Origin of the sequence: Streptomyces lusitanus (genome assembly GCF_042647945.1) — a bacterium.
In the GTDB taxonomy this organism is placed as follows: Bacteria; Actinomycetota; Actinomycetes; order Streptomycetales; family Streptomycetaceae; genus Streptomyces; species Streptomyces pseudogriseolus.
Map to the genome: position 1 here is coordinate 131,632 of NZ_JBHRWL010000004.1, position 18,921 is coordinate 150,552.

The following is an 18,921-nucleotide window of genomic DNA, read 5'->3' on the forward strand; positions in this document are numbered from 1 at the left end:
GACGGCTCCGGCGTCATCCGGTGCGCGACCACCAGTCGAGGCGCAGGCACAGCTTCCCGCCGAGCCAGTGCTCCACCCAGCGTCCGAGGTCCAGCGGCATGCACTGCTCCGGCAGCTGCGGCGCCGCGGGCGGCTCGGCGGGCGCCGGGGTCACCGGGTCCTCGGGCGTGCGCCCGTAGAGGGCGGAGCGGAACACGCGGGAGGAGTCCGGGTTGTCGTCGCACTGCCACACGCCGTGCGGGCAGTAGTCGGTGACCGTGTGGTAGAGCGGCCGGTGCCGCTGCATCCAGGCGAGCATGCGGCGCATGTACTCGGGATTGTCGCCGTTGCGGAAAAGCCCCCACTCCGGATAGGCGATGGGCTTGTCGTGCGCCTTGGCGAAATCGACGTGCGCCTGGAGGCCGTACGGCTCCTTCACCTGTTCGTCGAAGGACATTCCGCGCGGCTGGTCGTAGGAGTCCATTCCGATGATGTCGACGGTGTCGTCGCCGGGATAGCACTGCGTCCACGGCACGGCGTCGCGGCCCCGGTTGGGCGTGAACTCGAACCGGAATTCCTGGCCGGGGACGGAACGCATCGTGGTGACGATGCGGTTCCAGTACTTCTTCCAGTTCTCCGGGTCGGGACCGCAGCGGTGGGTGTAGGTGACGCCGTTCATCTCCCAGCCGAGGACCAGGACGGTGTCCGGGATCTTCAGGGCGACGAGCCGCTCGGCGAGGGCGCGGAAGTGGTGGTCGAACTCGCCGGCCGCGCCGCGCCGCAGCAGTTCGCGGACCTCCCCGTCGGGCACGCCCGCCTCGTTGCGCTCCTGCAGCGGGACGTTGAGGACGAGCATCCGCTTGTCGTCGGCGTTGCGCCAGCGCGCCCAGTCCTCGAGGAAGCCGATGTCGCCCTCGATGTCCTTCCAGTGGTTGCCGGGCAGGTAGGTGTGGCCCACGCGCAGTTCCGCGCCGCCGAGCCAGCGGCTGAGCTGCTCCATCCGCTCCACGCCGCGCGCGTCGGAGGCCAGGAAGGCGCCGAACGGCGGCACGCCCTTCGCGGGGGCGGGCACGGTCGGGGGCCGCAGCTCCGGCACGTCGGGCAGTTCGGGCACGGACACGGCGGGCACGTCGATGTCGGGGGTCGGGAAGGCCGACGCGGCGGGCTCGGCGCCCGGCGCGGGCCGGGCTCCGGAGCCGGGCGCCGGCTGGGCGCCGGCGGCCGGTGTGGGGCGCCCGGTGGGGCCCGGCAGCGCGGCCCCGGTCTCGTCCATGGGCGCCGCCCCGGCCGCGGGACCCGCCGCCAGGGCGGCCGACACGGCGACCGCCGCCGCGCCCACGGCCAGGGCGCGGGCCCGGACCCGCCTGTGCTGTGGGGCCATTGGCTGCTCCTCTTCTCGCTCGCGTCCGCCCGCTGCCTGATGCCTCGCTGTTGACGAACAGTCATATGAAGTCAGCCATACGAAATACGACAGTGCCACTGCCACTGCGGCTTTCGAGTGCCGTTCTCGCCCGTGTGGGTGAGACGGCGCCAGAAGAAAGTGAGAATGCGTGTCCTTGCTTGACACCCGGGTTCCCGCGGTCGTACTGCGGATCGACCGGAATCCCTTTCATCACGGCACCCTGGGCGCCGTCCGGTCGCTCGGCCGGGCAGGGGTGGACGTGCATGTCGTCGCCGACTGCACGGGAAGTCCCGTGGCCCGTTCGCGCTTTGTGCGCCGGCTGCACACCCCGCCGCCCCCGGACGCGTCCGACGCCGAGATCCTCGCCGTGCTGCGCCGGGTCGCCGCCCAGGTGGGGCGCGCGGCGGTGCTGGTGCCGATGGACGACGCCACCGCGATCGCCGCGGCCCGGCTGCGCGAGGAGCTGGCCCCCTCCTACCTGCTGCCCGTGACGCCGCCGGCGTCGGCCGAACGCGTCGCGGACAAGGGCGGACTGGCCGCCGTGTGCGCCTCGGTGGGCGTGCCGCACCCGCGCACGGAGGTCCCGGACACCCCGCAGCGGGCCGGCGAGGACGCGCTGCGGCTCGGGCTGCCCGTGGTCGCCAAGTGGAGCCGCCCCTGGCTGCTCCCGGCGGGCTCGGGGCTGCGCAGCACCCAGGTGCTGCACTCCGCCCGTGAGGCGCGGGACCTGCACGCGCGCACCGCGGAGGCGGGCAGCCCGCTGCTGCTCCAGGCGTATCTGCCGCCCGGCACGGACCGCGACTGGTTCTTCCACGGCTACGCCGACCGCACGGGCACGGTGCGCGCGGGCGGACCGGGCCGCAAGCACCTGTCCTGGCCGCGCGGCGCGGGACTGACCGCGGTGGGCCGCTGGACGCCCAACGCGGAGGTGACGGCGCTCGCCGAGCGGATCACCGGCGAACTGGGCTACCGCGGCATCTTCGACCTGGACTTCCGCCGCTGCGGCGCCACCGGCCGCTACCACCTCCTCGACTTCAACCCGCGTCCGGGCGCCCAGTTCCGGCTGTTCACCGACAGCGCCGGCCTGGACGTCGTACGGGCGCTGCACGCGGATTTGACGGGGCGTGGGCTGCCGGACGGCGATCCGGTGGCCGGCAGGGCGTTCGTGGTGGAGAACTACGCGCCCCTCGCCGCGCTGCGGCCCGCGCCCGGCGGGCGCGAACTGGCCTGGTGGGCGGCCGACGACCGCGCCCCGGGCCTGGCGATGTGGGCGCTGTGGGCCCGTCATGTGTCCGGCCGGCTGCGCCGGCGGCGTGGCGCCGCGGACGGGGTCCCGGCCCAGCGCCCGGCGCCCCGCACGCCCTCCCTGACGACCGACAACGAGAAAGCGAGCAGCTGATGATGTACGACCTTCTGGTGGTGGGCGCCGGTCCGTACGGTCTGTCGATCGCGTCGCACGCGGCGGCCGCCGGACTGAACCTGCGTGTCTTCGGCCGGCCCATGGCGTCCTGGCGGGACCACATGCCGGCCGGGATGTTCCTGAAGTCGGAGCCGTGGGCGTCGAACCTGTCCGACCCCGCGGGGCGCTGGAGGCTCGACGCGTACTGCACGGAGCGGGGCCTGACCGCCCGTCACGCGCATCCGATCCCGGTGGAGGACTTCGCGTCGTACGGGCTGTGGTTCGCGCGCAACGCCGTGCCGGAGGTGGACGAGCGGCTGATCGCGCGGGTGTCGTCGGGGCCCGAGGGCTTCAGCGCGGTCGCCGAGGACGGGGAGGTGCTGCACGCGCGGACGGTGGCGCTCGCGGTGGGCGTGATGCCGTTCATCGAGGTGCCGGCGGCGCTGCGCGGACTGCACCCGACGCTGGTGACGCACAGCAGCCACCACAGCGACCTGGGCCCCTTCCAGGGCAAGGACGTCACGGTGATCGGCGGCGGGCAGGCCGCGCTCGAGACGGCGGCGCTGCTCGCCGAGCAGGGCACGCGGGTGCGGGTGCTGGCGCGGGCGGAGCGGCTGCGCTGGAACGACGTGCCGCCGCCGTGGGAGCGCCCGTGGTGGCAGTCGGCGCGGTCGCCGCACAGCGGTCTGGGCCCGGGCTGGCGGAACTGGTTCTACTCGGAGCGGCCGGGGCTGTTCCGGCGGCTGCCGGAGGCGACCCGGACGCGGATCGCGGCCACCGCGCTGGGCCCGGCGGGCGCCTGGTGGGTGCGGGAGCGGGTGGAGCGCGCGGTGGACCTGATGCCGGGGCACGAGGTGACGGCGGCGGCCGCGGTGCCGGGCGGGCTGCGGCTGGAGCTGGTGGACCGGTCGGGCGCGCGGCGGGCGATGGAGACGGAGCACGTCATCGCGGCCACCGGGTTCAAGGCGCACCGTGACCGGCTGGGGATGCTGTCGGCGGAGCTGCGGGGCGCGATGACGGCGCTGCCCGACGGGTCGCCGGTGCTGGACCGGGGCTTCGAGTCGTCCTACCCCGGGCTGTTCCTGGCGGGTCTGGTGACGGCGTCCGGGTTCGGTCCGGCGATGCGGTTCGTGCACGGCGCGACGTTCACGGCGTCGACGCTGGTGCAGGGGGTGCGCAGGCGGCTGCGGGCGGCCCCGGTGCGCGGGAGCGTGCCGCTGCCGGCGGGTCCGGGGCGCGGCGGCACGCCGGCTCCGGTGCGCGGCTGACGGGCGGTACGACGAAGCGTCCCCCGGACCGGGTGGTCCGGGGGACGCTTCGTGCCGGGGGCGCGGACGCCGGGTGGGGTGGGCCCGGCGTCCGCGGGACGGTCAGCGGCGGGCGCCGACGCGGCCGCGGCGGTACAGCATGGCGCCGCCGGTGAGCAGCACGGCGCCGGCGGCGGAGGCGGCCATCAGGCCGTCGGTGCCGGTCTGGGCGAGGTGCGGCGGGCCGTCCGGGGTGTCCTCGGCCGGCGGCTCGACGGGCGCGGGCGGCGTCTTCACCTTGACGGGCGGCTCGGGCTTGTCCTTCTCCGGCGTCTTCTCCGGCTCCTTCTCACCGTGGTGGCCGGAGTCGTTGACGCAGGTGTTGCCGCTCGCCTCGTTGAACAGGCCGAGCAGGTTCACGTTGTTGCCGCAGGCGTTCACCGGGATGTGGACCGGGGCCTGAATGAGGTTCCCGGAGAGCACACCGGGCGAGCCCTTGGCGGCGCCGACCGCGTGGGCCCCGCCGTCCTCGGAGTGCGAGGCGCCCGGGTCGGACGCGTGGTGGGAGTGCGCCGAGCGGTCCGAGGAGGACTTCGCGCCGTGCGAGCCCTCCGAGACGTTGGCGCAGGTGTTGTCGGAGGCGCTGTTCAGCCCGCCGCCGAGGGTGACGTTGTTGCCGCAGGCGTTCACGGGGGCGTGGACGGGCGCCTGCACGTTGTTCCCGGACAGCACACCGGGCGAGCCCTTGGCGCCGCCGGCCGCGTGCGCGCCGCCGGCCTTCTCGTCGTGGCCGCCGGCCTTCTCACCGTGGCCGCCGGACTCGTTGACGCACGTGTTGTCGGACGCGCTGTTGAGGGCGCCCACGGCGGTGACCGTGTTGCCGCACGCGTTCACCGGCACGTGGACCGGCGCCTGCACGTTGTTCCCGGACAGCACACCGGGAGAATCCTCGGCACCGCCCCCCGCGAACGAGTCGGCGAGGGCGGGGGTTCCGTACAGGGACAGAATGCCCGTGGCGGCAGCGGCCGCCGCGAACACTCCCCTGCTCAGGGTCTGTCGCAATGTGGTTGTCTTCCTGCTTGAAGATCGGGAGGCCGGCCCCGGCATGGAGAGAGGCGGCCGAGGCCGCGCGTCACGGCCCGGCTGCCCTGTGGCCTGTCTCCCTCTCCAACCCTGCTGCACGGAATCGGTTGCGCAGGTTCACCCGGTTGGCCCGCGTGACCCTCACGCGGGCCCGGGGGTCAGGACACCACGTCCTTGCGGGCGAACCCGCGGAACGCCAGTGCGAACAGCACGAGCGCGTACGTCACGGACACGGACGCGCCCTGGATCATGCCGGACCACTCCGGCGTGGGCTGGACGGCGTCCGCCCAGGCGAACTGCCAGTGGGCGGGCAGGAAGTGGCGCCAGTCGCCGAGGGCGGTGACGGCGTCCAGGACGTTGCCGACGATGGTCAGCCCGACCGCGCCGCCGACCGCGCCCAGCGGGGCGTCGGTGCGGGTGGACAGCCAGAACGCCAGCCCCGCGGTGACCAGTTGCGACACGAAGAGGTACGCGACGATCACCACGAGCCGCCCGGCGGCGGCGCCGGGGTCGAGCGTGCCGCCGGTCGGGATGTGCAGCGGGCCCCAGCCGTAGGCGACGGTGCCGACGGCGAGCGCCACCACCGGCAGCAGCACCATCGCGGCGAGGCTCAGCCCCAGTCCGACGATCAGCTTGGACCACAGCAGCCGCATCCGGGGCACGGGCGCGGCGAGCAGGTAGCGCAGGGAGGACCAGCCGGCCTCGGAGGCGACGGTGTCGCCGCAGAACAGGGCGACCGGGATGACCAGCAGGAAGCCCGCCGACACGAAGAGGGCGACGGCGGCGAAGTTGGCGCCGGACGCGGTGGCGGTGTCCATCAGGTTGACGCGGGTGTTGCCGCCCTCGGGTTCGCCGCCGATCGCGAAGGCGGTGACCAGCACGAACGGCAGCACGGCGAGGACCGCGCCCATGACGAGGGTGCGCCGCCGCTTGAGCTGGCGGACCAGCTCGACCCGCAGCGGCAGGGTGCGGCCGGCGCGGTAGCCGGCGGCGGTCCCGGCGGGGGCGGACGGCGCGGGGGCCGTGGACTCCTCGGCCCGCTCGGTGAGCGCGCTCATGCGGAACCTCCGATCAGGGTGAGGAAGGCGTCCTCGAGGCGGCGGTGCGGGCCCACGGACGTCACGGGCACCTCCAGCCGGACCAGTTCCGCGATCAGCCGGGGGGCGGTGCCGTCGGCGCCGAGCCGGACCAGCAGCCCCTCGTCGGTGCGGACGGCGGTCTCGACGCCGGGCAGGGCCGCGACCTTCTCGGCGAGGGGCTCCTCGACGGGGGTGACGGTGCCGACGAGGAGGGTGTCGCCGGAGCCGATGATCTCGTGCACCGGCCCGGCCTGGACCAGGCGGCCGCGGTCCATGACGACGAGGTGGGTGCAGGACTGCTCGACCTCCGCCAGCAGATGGCTGGAGACGATCACCGTGCGTCCGGCGGCCGCGTACCGGATCATCACCTCGCGCATCTCGCGGATCTGCGGCGGGTCGAGGCCGTTGGTGGGTTCGTCGAGGATCAGCAGGTCGGGCAGGCCGAGCATGGCCTGGGCGATGGCGAGGCGCTGGCGCATGCCCTGCGAGTAGGTGCGCACGGCGCGGGCGAGCGCGTCGCCGAGGCCGGCGATTTCAAGCGCCTCGTCGAGGTGCGCGTCCTCGGGCGGGCGGCCGGTGGCGGCCCAGTACAGCTCGAGGTTCTCCCGTCCTGACAGGTGCGGCAGGAAGCCCGCGCCCTCGACGAAGGCGCCGACCCGGGACAGCACGGGGGCGCCGGGGCGGATGGCGTGGCCGAAGACGCGGATCTCGCCGTCGTCGGGCTTGATGAGGCCCATCAGCATGCGCAGGGTGGTGGTCTTGCCCGCGCCGTTGGGTCCGAGCAGGCCGAGCACCTGGCCCTTCTCCACCCGGAACGACAGGTCCCGTACGGCGTACCGGTCGGTGGAGCGGGCGTAGCGCTTGCTCAGGCCGGTGATCTGGAGGGGCACGCCGGCCAGTTCCGGGTCGGGGGCCGGGGCGGTGGTGCGGCGGCGGCCGGTGAGCAGCAGCGCGAGGGCGAGCACGGCGCCGGCGATGGGCAGCCACACCACCCAGGCGGGCAGCGGGGCCGCGGCGGTGCTGACGCCGGGCGCGGTGGGCACGGTGAGGCCGCTCCGCAGCGCCACGGTGTACGTCGCCGGGGCGGCCGGGGAGGCGTAGGCGAGGTCGGTGGAGGCGAGGACCAGGCGCAGCCGGTGGCCCTCGCGGACCTCGTGGTCGACGGCCGGGAGGGTGAGCGTCACGTCCTTGCCGGCGCGGGCGCCCTCGACGCGGACGGGGGTGACGAGCTGGGAGGGCAGCACCTGTTGGCGGCCGTCCGGGCCGACGTCGTAGACCTTGGCGAACAGGACCGCGTCGTCGCTGGTGGAGGTGACCCGCACGGTGACGGCCGGGGAGCCGGTGATGCGCAGGTCGCGGGTGACGGGGGCGGACTCGAAGCGAGCGTGCTGGCCGGGGAAGTCGAGGGAGACGCCGATGCCGAGGGAGGAGAGCTGGGAGAGGCCGCCCGAGCCGCCGATGCCGGGCAGCGCGGACACGGCGGGCGGGCTGGCGCCGGCCGGGTTGGCGAAGCTCTGCTCGCGGCCGGTCAGCTCCACGGTGCGCGTGCCGCTGTGCAGGCCGGGGTAGGCGTCGGCGCTGGCGCCGCGCAGCTGGGCCTGCCCGTCGGTGGAGTCGACGCCTCCGGTGCGGGTGACGCGGAAGGCGGGGCCGGTGTCGGCGCTCTTGTCGCCCTTGAGGTAGCGGTCGAACCAGGCGCGGACCCGGGCGTGCAGGCGGTCGGTCTCGGGGTCGCCGCCGTCGTGGCCGCCGGCCAGCCAGTCGACGTCGACGGGGGCGCCGTTGGCGCGGACGGCCCGCGCGGCGGCGTCGGCCTGGCCGAGCGGGAACAGGGAGTCGGTCTGACCCTGCATCAGCAGGGTGGGCACGTCGATGCGGTCGGCGACGGCGGCCGGGGAGCGCTCCTCGAGGAGTGCGCGCGCCCGGGCGTCGGGCACGCCCGACTCGGCGACCCGCTCGTACATCGCGCACAGCTCGGGCTCGAAGCGGGCGCAGCCGCCGCCGGAGGTGACGAAGGCGCCCGCCCACAGCTTCTTGAACACGCCGCCCGGGAAGAGCGCCTCGGCGAGGTCGAAGTAGGTGATGGCCGGGGCGATCGCGTCGATCCGGTCGTCGTGTCCCGCGCCCAGCAGGGCGATCGCCCCGCCGTAGGAGTTGCCGGTCATGCCCACGCGGGGGTCGCCGTCCTTGTCGAGGCGGACCTCGGGGCGGGTGGCCAGCCAGTCGACGAGCCGGGAGACGTCGGCGACCTCGCCCTCGGGGTCGTTCAGCCCGATCTTCCCGGTGGACCGGCCGAAGCCGCGCGCGGACCAGGTGAGGACGGCGTACCCGTCGCGGGCGAGGTCCTCGGCCTGTGCGCGGACGTCGTCCTTGCTGCCGCCGAAGCCGTGGCCGAGCAGCACGGCCGGGCGGCGGCCCTCGGGTCCCGCGGTGAAGAAGGAGGTGTCGATGCGCACGCCGTCGCCCGTGGTCATGACGCGGTCGGCGCGGCGCACCTCGGGCGCGTCGTCGGAGGCGACGGCGGTCCAGGTGCCGGCCCCGGCGAGCGCGACGACGGCGGCCGCGGCGGCGAGGGCACGCCGGGGCCGCGGCCGCCCGAGGCGGGGCAGTCGAAGATCCATGCGTCAACCGTACGGGGTCACCCTGTCGGCCGACTGGCGACCGGAGACCGAATCCGGGCACCTCCCGCTGGTGTACGGGAGGGCCGCCGCGTACCGCGTCCGTGGTACGCGGCGGTCCGTGGAGGCGTGACGCCGTCTCAGATGGTCGGGGTGTCGTCGACGATCGGCTTGTGGATCTCGACGACCGGCTTCCAACCCGCGGAGAACTCGATGAAGTCCGCACGGGTGGGGTAGGTGTCGATAGCGCGACGGTCACGCTTGGGGCTGTCGCTCGCCTTGCGGCCCCGGGGAATCTGCTCCTCGAAGATGTCGACCTTCACGTCCGGGACCTCCTTGAGGCCCTGGCGCCAGATCTGCACGACGTCGGCGCCGAACGCCTGCCGGACCGCGGCGTAAAGGGCCGTGAGGGATCCCTTGTCCCCGCCGGGGACGAAAAGCGCCAGGTCGAGCACGACACCGGCGGACTGGAGGACCTCGATCGTCGCCGGGCCGCCCTCGTCGGCCACGTAGATCCCGGCTTCGTTCTCGTCGTCGGGAAGGCAGGTGACCTCTTCCTGGAATACGGTCCTCGCCGTGACCGAACCGCCCTCGAAAAGCTCACCGGGCTTGGTCAGAAAAGCAGGGACGTAGCAGTCGGGAAGTTTGAGTTCTGCCGTGTCGGCGGAAACGAAGATTTTGTCCTTCACGCCGAGCTGCGTCACCTCTTCCAGCGAGAGGCGGCGAGCGGCGATCTTCTCCGTGTTCACGATTTCCCTTTCAGGTCGCACTGTCCCTCCGAACAAGTACGCTACCACGGAACACCGAGGTCAACTGCCCAGTAATTGCTGGGTAGATGGCCTCCGACGACCCGTACGAGAGGGCATTTGAGCGAGTGCCACTCGGCCGTGAACGCGGTCGGGAACACGCATCCGCAAGGTAGTGTCCGTCGCAGTGGCGCCGACAATCACATGGCGGTCACATTTCGGCGCATCAAGTGTCACGGGGGAAACAAAGAGGGTTTACGGCAGATATCGACGAAAACCGGCCGGACAGGCCTGCGCCCCGCCTCGGTGAACGCGAAGGCGGGGCGCAGGGGGTCCGGCAGGCGTCAGTGGTTGCGGGGGAAGCCCAGGTCGACGCCGGAGGGGGCGTCCGCCGGGTCGGGCCAGCGGGTGGTGACGACCTTTCCGCGGGTGTAGAAGTGCGTGCCGTCGTTGCCGTAGATGTGGTGGTCGCCGAAGAGGGAGTCCTTCCAGCCGCCGAAGGAGTGGTAGCCCACGGGGACCGGGATCGGGACGTTGACGCCGACCATGCCGGCCTCGACCTCGAGCTGGAAGCGGCGGGCGGCGCCGCCGTCCCGGGTGAAGATGGCGGTGCCGTTGCCGAAGGGGGAGCTGTTGATGAGGTCGAGGGCCTCCTCGTACGTCTCGGCGCGCAGCACGCACAGGACGGGGCCGAAGATCTCGTCCTGGTAGGCCTTGGCGGTGGTCGGCACCTTGTCGAGCAGGGAGATGCCGATCCAGTGGCCGTTCTCGTGGCCGTCGACGGTGTATCCGGTGCCGTCCAGGACGACTTCGGCGCCCTCGTCCGCCGCGCCGGCGACGTAGGAGGCGACCTTGTCGCGGTGGGTCGCGGTGATCAGCGGGCCCATCTCGGAGGCCGGGTCGTCGCCGGGGCCGATCTTGATCTTCTCGGCGCGCTCGCGGATCTTCTCCACCAGCTCGTCGCCGATCGCGCCGACGGCGACCACTGCGGAGATCGCCATGCAGCGCTCGCCGGCCGAGCCGTAGGCGGCGGACACGGCGGCGTCGGCGGCCGCGTCGAGGTCCGCGTCGGGCAGCACCAGCATGTGGTTCTTGGCGCCGCCGAGCGCCTGGACGCGCTTGCCGTTGGCGGAGGCGGTGGTGTGGATGTAGCGGGCGATGGGCGTGGAGCCGACGAAGGACACGGCCTTGACGTCCGGGTGCTCCAGGAGGCGGTCGACGGCCACCTTGTCGCCGTGGACGACGTTGAAGACGCCGTCGGGGAGACCGGCCTCGGCGAGCAGTTCGGCGAGGCGGACGGAGGCGGACGGGTCCTTCTCGCTGGGCTTCAGCACGAACGTGTTGCCGCACGCGATGGCGAGCGGGAACATCCACATCGGCACCATCGCCGGGAAGTTGAACGGAGTGATGCCCGCGACCACGCCGAGCGGCTGGCGGATGGACGCCACGTCCACGCGGCTGGCGACCTGGGTGGACAGCTCGCCCTTGAGCTGGACGTTGATGCCGCAGGCCAGGTCGACGATCTCCAGGCCGCGTGCGACCTCCCCGAGCGCGTCGGAGTGCACCTTGCCGTGCTCGGCGGTGATCAGCTCGGCGATCTCGTCGCGGTGGGCGTCCAGCAGCGCGCGGAACTTGAACAGGATCGAGGTGCGCTGGGCGAGGGAGGACCGGCCCCAGGTACGGAACGCGTCCTTGGCGGCGGCCACCGCGGCGTCGACCTCCTCCACGGAGGCGAAGGCGACCTTGGTGGTGACCTCGCCGGTCGCCGGGTTCGTCACCGGGCCGTAGGTTCCCGAGGCGCCTTCGGCGGTCTTGCCGCCGATCCAGTGGTTGACGATCTTCGTCATGACCGAGAACTCCTTCGCTCGTGTGGTGCCGCGGGTCCATCCCACCAGGGGTGGGGGGCCGGGCGGGCCCGACACTGTGTCGGCCGTTCGGGTCCCCGTGTAGACACATGGGTTCCGGGGGCGAGCGCGGTGGCGGGCGGTCGGGGCGGAACCTCCGGCGCGGGGCCGCGGCGGGCGGGGAGTCGTCGCTCGCAGCTCGCTCCTGCCAAAGCGAGGCGGCGGTCCGCGCCGGAGGCGATCTGTGTGGAGGCGGTGCCGGTGGTACCGGGGGCGCCCCGAGGGGCGGGGAGCGGGCGGCGACGGGGATGGCTCGCCATGACGCTCCCTTCGAACGGTTCGTCCGCGTCCGCCCTGCGGGGGTCGGAGGGCTCTCGTCGGTTCTAGCCCTGTGCGTGAAGCCCTGTCAATGTTTTGTCCGGACATTCGGACGAGAACCTGGTTTTGACCTGCGGGCCGCCGCGCCCCGCCCCGGCGGCCATCGGGGTGCCGGGGGCTGTGCAACGCCGGGTGCGGGCCGCACGGTGGCCGATCGCGCAGTTCCCCGCGCCCCTGAGGCGCCTGCCGCCTGCGGGCAGTCGTGCCGCTGGGGCGGCACGGGTGGGCGCAGGCGGCACCCCCTAGCGGGCCCGCGCCCCACCTCCGTGCGGCCACCGGGGTGCCGGTTGCTGTTGCACGCCGGGTGCAGGCCGTGCCGGGCTGGTCGCGCAGTTCCCCGCGCCCCTAAGGGGCGCGCTGCCGCGCCCCCGGCGGCCACCGGGGTGCCGAGCACTGTTGCACGCCGGGTGCAGGCCGTGCGGGGCCGGTCGCGCAGTTCCCCGCGCCCCCGCCGCCTGCGGGCAGTCGTGCCGCTGGGGCGGCACGGGTGGGCGCAGGCGGCACCCCTTCAGCAGGCCTGCGCCCCACCTCCGTACGGCCACCGGGGTGCCGGGGGCTCTTGTGCGCCGGGTGCGGGCTGCACGGGGCTGGGCGCGCAGTTCCTCGCGCCCCCTTGGGGCACTTGTGTGCCGTTTCTGTTACCAACGATGGCGTTGCGTCACGGGTGTCACACGCCCGTGGCCCTTCCGTCACACCCGCGCACGCCCCCTCTCCGTGCGCGGACCCGCTCGTTCTCCCGCACGACGCTGTCGATCGCCAGCGCACGCCCGGCTCCCCCTGACGGCCGCCCCCGGCCGCCGCCGTGGCGTGTGCGGGGAGGTGCACACATGACCGAGCTGTGGTCGTACAAGGACATCGCGGCCCACATCAAGGTGCAGCCGGACACCGTGCGTTCCTACCGCAAGCACGGCCTGCTGCCGCCGCCGGACCGGGTGGAGGGCGGGAAGCCCTACTGGTACCCCGACACCGTCCGCCGCTGGGTCGCCGCCCGTCCCGGCAACCGGAACCGCCGGGACGGCTGACCGGCGCTCAGGCCCAGGGTTCGATCACCGTGACCCCGGCCCCCGCCGGCCCCGCCCCCTCGCCCATCGCCGCCAGCGCGGCCGGCACCGCGTCCAGCCCGATCACGGACGTCACCAGCAGGTCCGGACGGAGCACCCCCGCGCGCACCAGGTCCAGCATCGCCGGGTAGGCGTGCGCGGCCATGCCGTGGCTGCCGAGGATCTCCAGTTCCAGCGCGATGGCGCGGGCCAGAGGCACGGGCGTCGTGCCCGTCTCCGAGGGCAGCAGCCCCACCTGCACGTGCCGGCCCCGCCTGCGCAGCCCGTTCACCGAGGCGGCGCAGGTGGCCGGCGCGCCCAGGGCGTCCAGGGACAGGTGCGCGCCGCCGCCGGTCAGTTCACGGACCGCGGCGGCGGTGTCCCGTACCGCCGAGGCGTCCACGCACTCCGCCGCGCCGAACCGCCGCGCCAGATCGAGCGCGCCCGGCGACACGTCGACCGCGACCACACGCGCGCCGGCCGCCGCCGCGATCATCACCGCGGACAGGCCGACGCCCCCGCAGCCGTGCACCGCCACCCACTCCCCCGCCGCGACCCGGCCCTGCTGGACCACGGCCCGGTAGGCGGTGGCGAAGCGGCAGCCGAGGGAGGCGGCGGTGGCGTACGCCATGCCGTCCGGGACGGCGACCAGATTCACGTCGGCGTGGTCGAGGGCCACGTACTGGGCGAAGGAGCCCCAGTGGGTGAAGCCGGGCTGGGTCTGGCGCTCGCACACCTGCTGGTCGCCCGCCGCGCAGGCGGGGCAGGAGCCGCAGGCGCAGACGAACGGCACGGTGACCCGGTCCCCGGCGCGCCAGCGGGTGACCCGGGGGCCGGCCGTCTCGACGACTCCGGCGAGTTCGTGCCCGGGGACGTGCGGGAGGGTGACGTCCGGGTCGTGGCCCTGCCAGCCGTGCCAGTCGCTGCGGCACAGGCCGGTGGCCTCCACCCGGACCACGACCCCGTGCTCCGCCGGCTCCGGGTCCGCGACCTCGCGCACCTCGGCCGGTTCCCCGTACCGCTCGAACACCACCGCTCGCATGCCAGGTCCCGCCTTCCGGTGATCGCCGCTGTCGGCGGAACGCTATCCCCGGGGCGCCGCGCGCCGGCTTCCGGGCCGCCTCCGGGCCGTCCCGTCCGCGCGCTCCCTCGTCCTGGATTCATACCCCCTAGGGGTATAGTGTGGGTGGTACGGGTCCTCAGCGACCCCTCCGACCCCCTGCACACCCCACACGCCCCGTCGAGGAGAACGACATGACGTCCCAGACCGACACCCAGAGTTCCGTCACCACCGTCTACAAGGTGACCGGGATGAGCTGCGGCCACTGCGAGGGCGCCGTCTCCGGCGAGATCTCGCAGCTCCCCGGCGTCAGCTCGGTGACGGCCGTCGCCTCCTCCGGCGAGGTGACCGTGGTCTCCGCCGCCCCGCTCGACGAGGCCGCCGTGCGCGCCGCCGTCGACGAGGCCGGCTTCGAGCTGGCCGGCACGGTCTGACCCGGCGCCGTACCCCGTACCGGCGCCGCATCCGATCGGCGCCGTACGCCCTCGAAGGCACCCCGCGCGGCGTGAACCGGGCCGTACCGGCCACCCGGCAAGCACGGCCCGTTCGGCCCGGCCCGCCGCCGCCCTCCGCATCCCGGACGTCCCTGGAGCACGGACATGACCAGCACCACCGCCCCCGAGGCCCCGGCCGCCGCGGGGCAGCCGGCGGCCCACTCGGAGGTCGAGCTGCTCATCGGCGGGATGACCTGCGCCTCCTGCGCGGCCCGCGTCGAGAAGAAGCTCAACCGCATGGAAGGCGTCACCGCCACGGTGAACTACGCGACCGAGAAGGCCCGGGTCACGTATCCGCCGGGTGTCGAGGTCGCCGATCTGATCACCACGGTGGTGAAGACCGGCTACACCGCCGAGGAGCCGGCGCCTCCGCGGCAGGACGCCGAGGAGAGCGCCTCCGCGCGCGACCCGGAGACCGCCGCCCTGCGCACCAGGCTGATCGTTTCCGCACTGCTCGCCCTGCCGGTCGTCCTGATGGCGATGATTCCGCGGCTGCAGTTCGACCACTGGCAGTGGCTCTCCCTGACGCTCGCCGCGCCGGTCGTGGTGTGGGGCGCGGCGCCCTTCCACCGGGCCGCCGGGACCAATCTGCGGCACGGCGCGGCCACCATGGACACGCTGGTGTCGGTGGGCACGCTGGCCGCGTTCGGCTGGTCGCTGTGGGCGCTCTTCCTGGGGGACGCGGGCGAGCCGGGCATGCGGCACCCCTTCGAGCTGACCGTGTCCCGCGCCGACGGGGCCTCCGCGATCTATCTGGAGGTCGCGGCCGGGGTCACCGCGTTCATCCTGCTCGGCCGGTATCTGGAGGCCCGTTCCAAGCGCCGTGCGGGCGCCGCGCTGCGGGCGCTGATGGAACTGGGCGCCAAGGACGTGACCGTGCTGCGGGAAGGGCGTGAGGTGCGGGTGCCCGCCGAGCGGCTGGCGGTGGGCGACCGGTTCGTGGTGCGTCCCGGGGAGAAGGTCGCCACCGACGGCACGGTCGTCGAGGGCTCCTCCGCCGTGGACGCGTCCATGCTGACCGGCGAGTCGGTGCCGGTGGACGTGACCGTGGGCGACACCGTCACCGGCGCCACCGTCAACGCGGGCGGCCGGCTGGTCGTCGAGGCCACCCGGATCGGCGCGGACACGCAGCTCGCGCGGATGGCGAAGCTGGTGGAGGACGCGCAGACCGGCAAGGCGCAGGTGCAGCGGCTCGCCGACCGGATCGCCGGGGTGTTCGTGCCCGTGGTGCTGCTGATCGCGGCCGCCACCTTCGGGCTGTGGCTGGGCAACACCGGGGACACGGTCGCCGCGTTCACCGCGGCCGTCGCCGTGCTGATCATCGCCTGCCCGTGCGCCCTCGGGCTCGCCACGCCGACCGCGCTGATGGTCGGCACCGGGCGGGGCGCCCAGCTCGGCATCCTGATCAAGGGCCCCGAGGTGCTGGAGTCGACCCGGCGCGTGGACACGGTGGTCCTGGACAAGACCGGGACCGTCACCACCGGCCGGATGTCCCTGCGGGCGGTGCACGCCGCCGAGGGCACGGACGATGAGGAGCTGCTGCGGCTCGCGGGCGCCCTGGAGCACGCCTCCGAGCACCCGGTGGCGCGGGCGGTCGCCGCGGGCGCCGAGGAGCGCGTGGGCGCGCTGCCCCGGGCCGAGCACTTCGAGAACGTCCCCGGCCGGGGCGTGCGCGGGCGCGTGGAGGGCCGTGAGGTGGCCGTGGGGCGGCTGTCCGAGGTGTTCGGGGAGCTGCCGCCGGAGCTGGCGCGGGCCAAGGAGGACGCGGAGCGCGCCGGGCACACCGCGGTGGTGGCCGGCTGGGACGGCGTGGCACGCGGTGTCCTCGCCGTCGCCGACACGGTGAAGGAGACCAGCGCCGAGGCGGTCCGCGAACTGCGGGCGCTGGGCCTGACGCCGGTGCTGCTGACCGGGGACAACCGGGCGGTGGCCGAGGCGGTCGCGCGCACCGTGGGCATCGACGAGGACCGGGTGATCGCCGAGGTGCTGCCCGAGGACAAGGCCGACGTGGTGCGCCGGCTTCAGCAGGAGGGGCGCAGCGTCGCCATGGTCGGCGACGGCGTCAACGACGCGGCCGCGCTGGCCGTCGCCGATCTGGGTCTGTCCCTGGGCACGGGCACGGACGCGGCGATCGAGGCGGGCGACCTGACCCTGGTGCGCGGCGACCTGAGAGTGGCGGCGGACGCGATACGGCTGTCCCGGCGCACCCTCTCCACGATCAAGGGCAACCTCGTGTGGGCCTTCGGCTACAACGTGGCCGCGCTGCCACTGGCCGCTGCGGGCCTGCTGAACCCGATGATCGCCGGAGCCGCCATGGCCTTCTCGTCGGTGTTCGTGGTCACGAACAGTCTGCGGCTCCGGTCATTTCATTGAGGTCTCAAGTTGGGCAGTACCCCTGGAGTCCGGTAAGACCCTCACATAAGCTCTTCACAAGCCTCGCGCATCATCCTTACGCTTGGCCCCGTGAGAGATTTGCGGGCTCCTGCGCAGTGTGGGGACATATGCAAGAGACGCAGATCACAGTGATCTGAACGTAACCATCGAAGGGGTTCGAAGGTCTAAGTTGGCGATGTCGGGCAGCGTCTTGGGGGGCGCTACCTGGCATCTGGGGATGTCTTGGGGGACTTCTCCAGAGATTGCGTTGCCGGGGCACGTGCCCAGGGAAGCTTTGAGCGGCCCTCCCGACGTGCGTTGTCCCGGCAGACCGCACACCGACGGGTGCGGCGGATTCAGGTCCGCCGTACTCAACCAGCGATTCAGGCGCTGTCCTCACAAGCGCCCGGCCGGATCCCGTGGGGGGAATCCGCACCGGGACATGGGAAGGCGCCCTGGACCGTCGGCCCGTGGGGGGACCGGCGGCCAGGGCGCCTTTTCCTTTGCCCGTTCACTTGGAGGGGGCGCGGCGACCAGGACGCCCGAAGGGGCGCGGGGAACTGCGCGACCAGCCGAAGCCGACCCGCAGCCGCCCACGCCCCTCTGGCACCGAGCTACTGGGCGCAAGGCACCCAACCCGCACCGGCAGGTGTCAGCGCTCCTCGACCGGAACGAAGTCCCGCTCGACAACCCCCGTGTAGATCTGCCGCGGACGCCCGATCCGAGACCCCGGCTCCTTGATCATCTCGTGCCACTGGGCGATCCACCCCGGCAGCCGCCCAAGAGCGAACAGCACGGTGAACATCTCGGTCGGGAAGCCCATGGCCCGGTAGATCAGACCGGTGTAGAAGTCCACGTTCGGGTAGAGGCTGCGCGAGACGAAGTAGTCGTCGGAGAGCGCGTGCTCCTCCAGCTTGAGCGCGATGTCCAGCAGTTCGTCGGACTTGCCGAGGGCGGACAGCACGTCGTGCGCGGCGGCCTTGATGATCTTGGCGCGCGGGTCGAAGTTCTTGTAGACCCGGTGGCCGAAGCCCATCAGGCGGACGCCGTCCTCCTTGTTCTTCACCTTGCGGATGAAGGAGTCGACGTCGCCGCCGTCGGCCCGGATGCCCTCCAGCATCTCCAGCACCGACTGGTTGGCGCCGCCGTGCAGCGGGCCCCACAGGGCGGAGATGCCCGCGGAGATCGAGGCGAACATGTTCGCCTGCGAGGAGCCGACCAGGCGCACGGTGGAGGTCGAACAGTTCTGCTCGTGGTCCGCGTGCAGGATCAGCAGCTTGTCCAGGGCGGCCACGACGACCGGGTCGAGCTCGTAGTCCTGCGCCGGGACCGAGAACGTCATGCGCAGGAAGTTCTCGACGTAGCCGAGGTCGTTGCGCGGGTAGACGAACGGGTGGCCGACCGACTTCTTGTAGGCGTAGGCCGCGATCGTCGGAAGCTTGGCGAGCAGACGGGTGGTGGAGAGGTTGCGCTGCTGCTCGTCGAACGGGTTGTGGCTGTCCTGGTAGAACGTGGACAGCGCGGAGACCACCGAGGACAGCATGGCCATCGGGTGGGCGTCGCGCGGGAAGCCCCGGTAGAAGTTCTTGACGTCCTCGTGCAGCAGGGTGTGCTGCGTGATCTCGTCCTTGAACGCGGCCAGCTCGTCGACGGTCGGCAGCTCACCGTTGATCAGCAGGTAGGCCACCTCCAGGAAGGTGGAGCGCTCGGCCAGCTGCTCGATCGGGTAGCCGCGGTACCGGAGGATGCCGGCCTCGCCGTCGAGATAGGTGATCGCGGATTTGTAGGCGGCGGTGTTGCCGTAGCCGCTGTCCAGCGTCACCAGACCGGTCTGGGCGCGGAGCTTCCCGATGTCGAAGCCCTTGTCACCGACGGTGCTGTCGATCACCGGGTAGGTGTACTCGCTGCCGTCGTACCGCAGTACTACAGAGTTGTCGCTCACGTCTTCCCTCACCGACGTTGTGCCTCATCTTCGAGGTGCCCTGACTGTCTCTACCATCCCCCACTCGGCTCAGGAGAGTGCACTCGGGGTCGACCATCGGGCCTATTGACGGCACTGAGTGCCGCCAACTTGCCCATCCTGCCCCCTGTGTTCCCCTTCCGGAAGCCCTCTGTGACCTTCACGACTCATTTGATCGATCATTTTTGCGTGGCGGGGCCCTCACAGCGGCGTCCGCCC

13 protein-coding genes and 1 pseudogene are annotated in these 18,921 nt (G+C 73.1%); 5 read left to right on the top strand and 9 right to left on the bottom strand.

Annotation, left to right across the window (positions count from 1 at the left end):
* Positions 1–13 precede the first annotated feature (13 nt).
* On the bottom strand, positions 14–1,360 hold the full coding sequence (locus tag ACFOSY_RS07205; protein ID WP_394305891.1) for a glycosyl hydrolase: 1,347 nt from the start codon (positions 1,358–1,360) through the stop codon (positions 14–16).
* A gap of 169 nt (positions 1,361–1,529) precedes the next feature.
* Here ACFOSY_RS07205 and ACFOSY_RS07210 point away from each other — a divergent pair, with 169 nt between their 5' ends.
* Both ACFOSY_RS07210 and ACFOSY_RS07215 read left to right on the top strand, forming a co-directional pair.
* Complete coding sequence (locus ACFOSY_RS07210; RefSeq protein WP_394305892.1) at positions 1,530–2,780, top strand: carboxylate--amine ligase; 1,251 nt, start codon at positions 1,530–1,532, stop codon at positions 2,778–2,780.
* Between the two features lie 2 nt (positions 2,781–2,782).
* Entirely contained in the window at positions 2,783–4,048 is a 1,266-nt protein-coding gene (locus ACFOSY_RS07215; RefSeq protein ID WP_394306232.1) for an NAD(P)-binding domain-containing protein, read from the top strand.
* Between the two features lie 102 nt (positions 4,049–4,150).
* Here ACFOSY_RS07215 and ACFOSY_RS07220 read toward each other — a convergent pair whose 3' ends face one another.
* The 6 genes and pseudogenes from ACFOSY_RS07220 to ACFOSY_RS07245 all read right to left on the bottom strand — a co-directional run.
* Positions 4,151–5,089: a chaplin family protein gene (locus tag ACFOSY_RS07220; protein WP_394305893.1), complete on the bottom strand. Its 939-nt coding sequence runs from the start codon at positions 5,087–5,089 to the stop codon at positions 4,151–4,153.
* 179 nt (positions 5,090–5,268) lie between these two features.
* Complete coding sequence (locus ACFOSY_RS07225) at positions 5,269–6,168, bottom strand: ABC transporter permease (protein ID WP_394305894.1); 900 nt, start codon at positions 6,166–6,168, stop codon at positions 5,269–5,271.
* Complete coding sequence (locus ACFOSY_RS07230) at positions 6,165–8,810, bottom strand: alpha/beta fold hydrolase (RefSeq protein WP_394305895.1); 2,646 nt, start codon at positions 8,808–8,810, stop codon at positions 6,165–6,167. The genes ACFOSY_RS07225 and ACFOSY_RS07230 overlap by 4 nt, the downstream gene beginning before the upstream one ends.
* Before the next feature lie 137 nt (positions 8,811–8,947).
* Positions 8,948–9,556, bottom strand: coding sequence for a hypothetical protein (locus tag ACFOSY_RS07235; protein WP_394305896.1), 609 nt, complete (start codon positions 9,554–9,556; stop codon positions 8,948–8,950).
* A gap of 341 nt (positions 9,557–9,897) precedes the next feature.
* Complete coding sequence (gene mmsA / locus ACFOSY_RS07240; RefSeq protein WP_394305897.1) at positions 9,898–11,400, bottom strand: CoA-acylating methylmalonate-semialdehyde dehydrogenase; 1,503 nt, start codon at positions 11,398–11,400, stop codon at positions 9,898–9,900.
* A gap of 146 nt (positions 11,401–11,546) precedes the next feature.
* Positions 11,547–11,651 (bottom strand): annotated as a pseudogene (locus tag ACFOSY_RS07245) (5-deoxy-glucuronate isomerase); the annotation flags it as partial.
* A gap of 951 nt (positions 11,652–12,602) precedes the next feature.
* On the opposite strand from ACFOSY_RS07245, the gene ACFOSY_RS07250 reads away from it, so the two are divergent.
* On the top strand, positions 12,603–12,797 hold the full coding sequence (locus ACFOSY_RS07250) for a helix-turn-helix transcriptional regulator (protein WP_225656198.1): 195 nt from the start codon (positions 12,603–12,605) through the stop codon (positions 12,795–12,797).
* A gap of 7 nt (positions 12,798–12,804) precedes the next feature.
* Here the strand turns inward: ACFOSY_RS07250 and ACFOSY_RS07255 are convergent, their stop codons facing one another.
* Positions 12,805–13,857: a zinc-dependent alcohol dehydrogenase family protein gene (locus ACFOSY_RS07255; RefSeq protein ID WP_394305898.1), complete on the bottom strand. Its 1,053-nt coding sequence runs from the start codon at positions 13,855–13,857 to the stop codon at positions 12,805–12,807.
* 212 nt (positions 13,858–14,069) lie between these two features.
* On the opposite strand from ACFOSY_RS07255, the gene ACFOSY_RS07260 reads away from it, so the two are divergent.
* The gene (locus tag ACFOSY_RS07260) at positions 14,070–14,309 is read left to right on the top strand and encodes a heavy-metal-associated domain-containing protein (protein WP_394305899.1); all 240 of its coding nucleotides are present in this window, start codon (positions 14,070–14,072) and stop codon (positions 14,307–14,309) included.
* Positions 14,310–14,474: 165 nt separating this feature from the next.
* Positions 14,475–16,742: a heavy metal translocating P-type ATPase gene (locus tag ACFOSY_RS07265; RefSeq protein ID WP_394305900.1), complete on the top strand. Its 2,268-nt coding sequence runs from the start codon at positions 14,475–14,477 to the stop codon at positions 16,740–16,742.
* Positions 16,743–17,394: 652 nt separating this feature from the next.
* On the opposite strand, the gene ACFOSY_RS07270 is transcribed toward ACFOSY_RS07265, so the two are convergent.
* Positions 17,395–18,684, bottom strand: a complete 1,290-nt coding sequence (locus tag ACFOSY_RS07270; protein WP_394305901.1) for a citrate synthase — start codon at positions 18,682–18,684, stop codon at positions 17,395–17,397.
* Positions 18,685–18,921 lie beyond the last annotated feature (237 nt).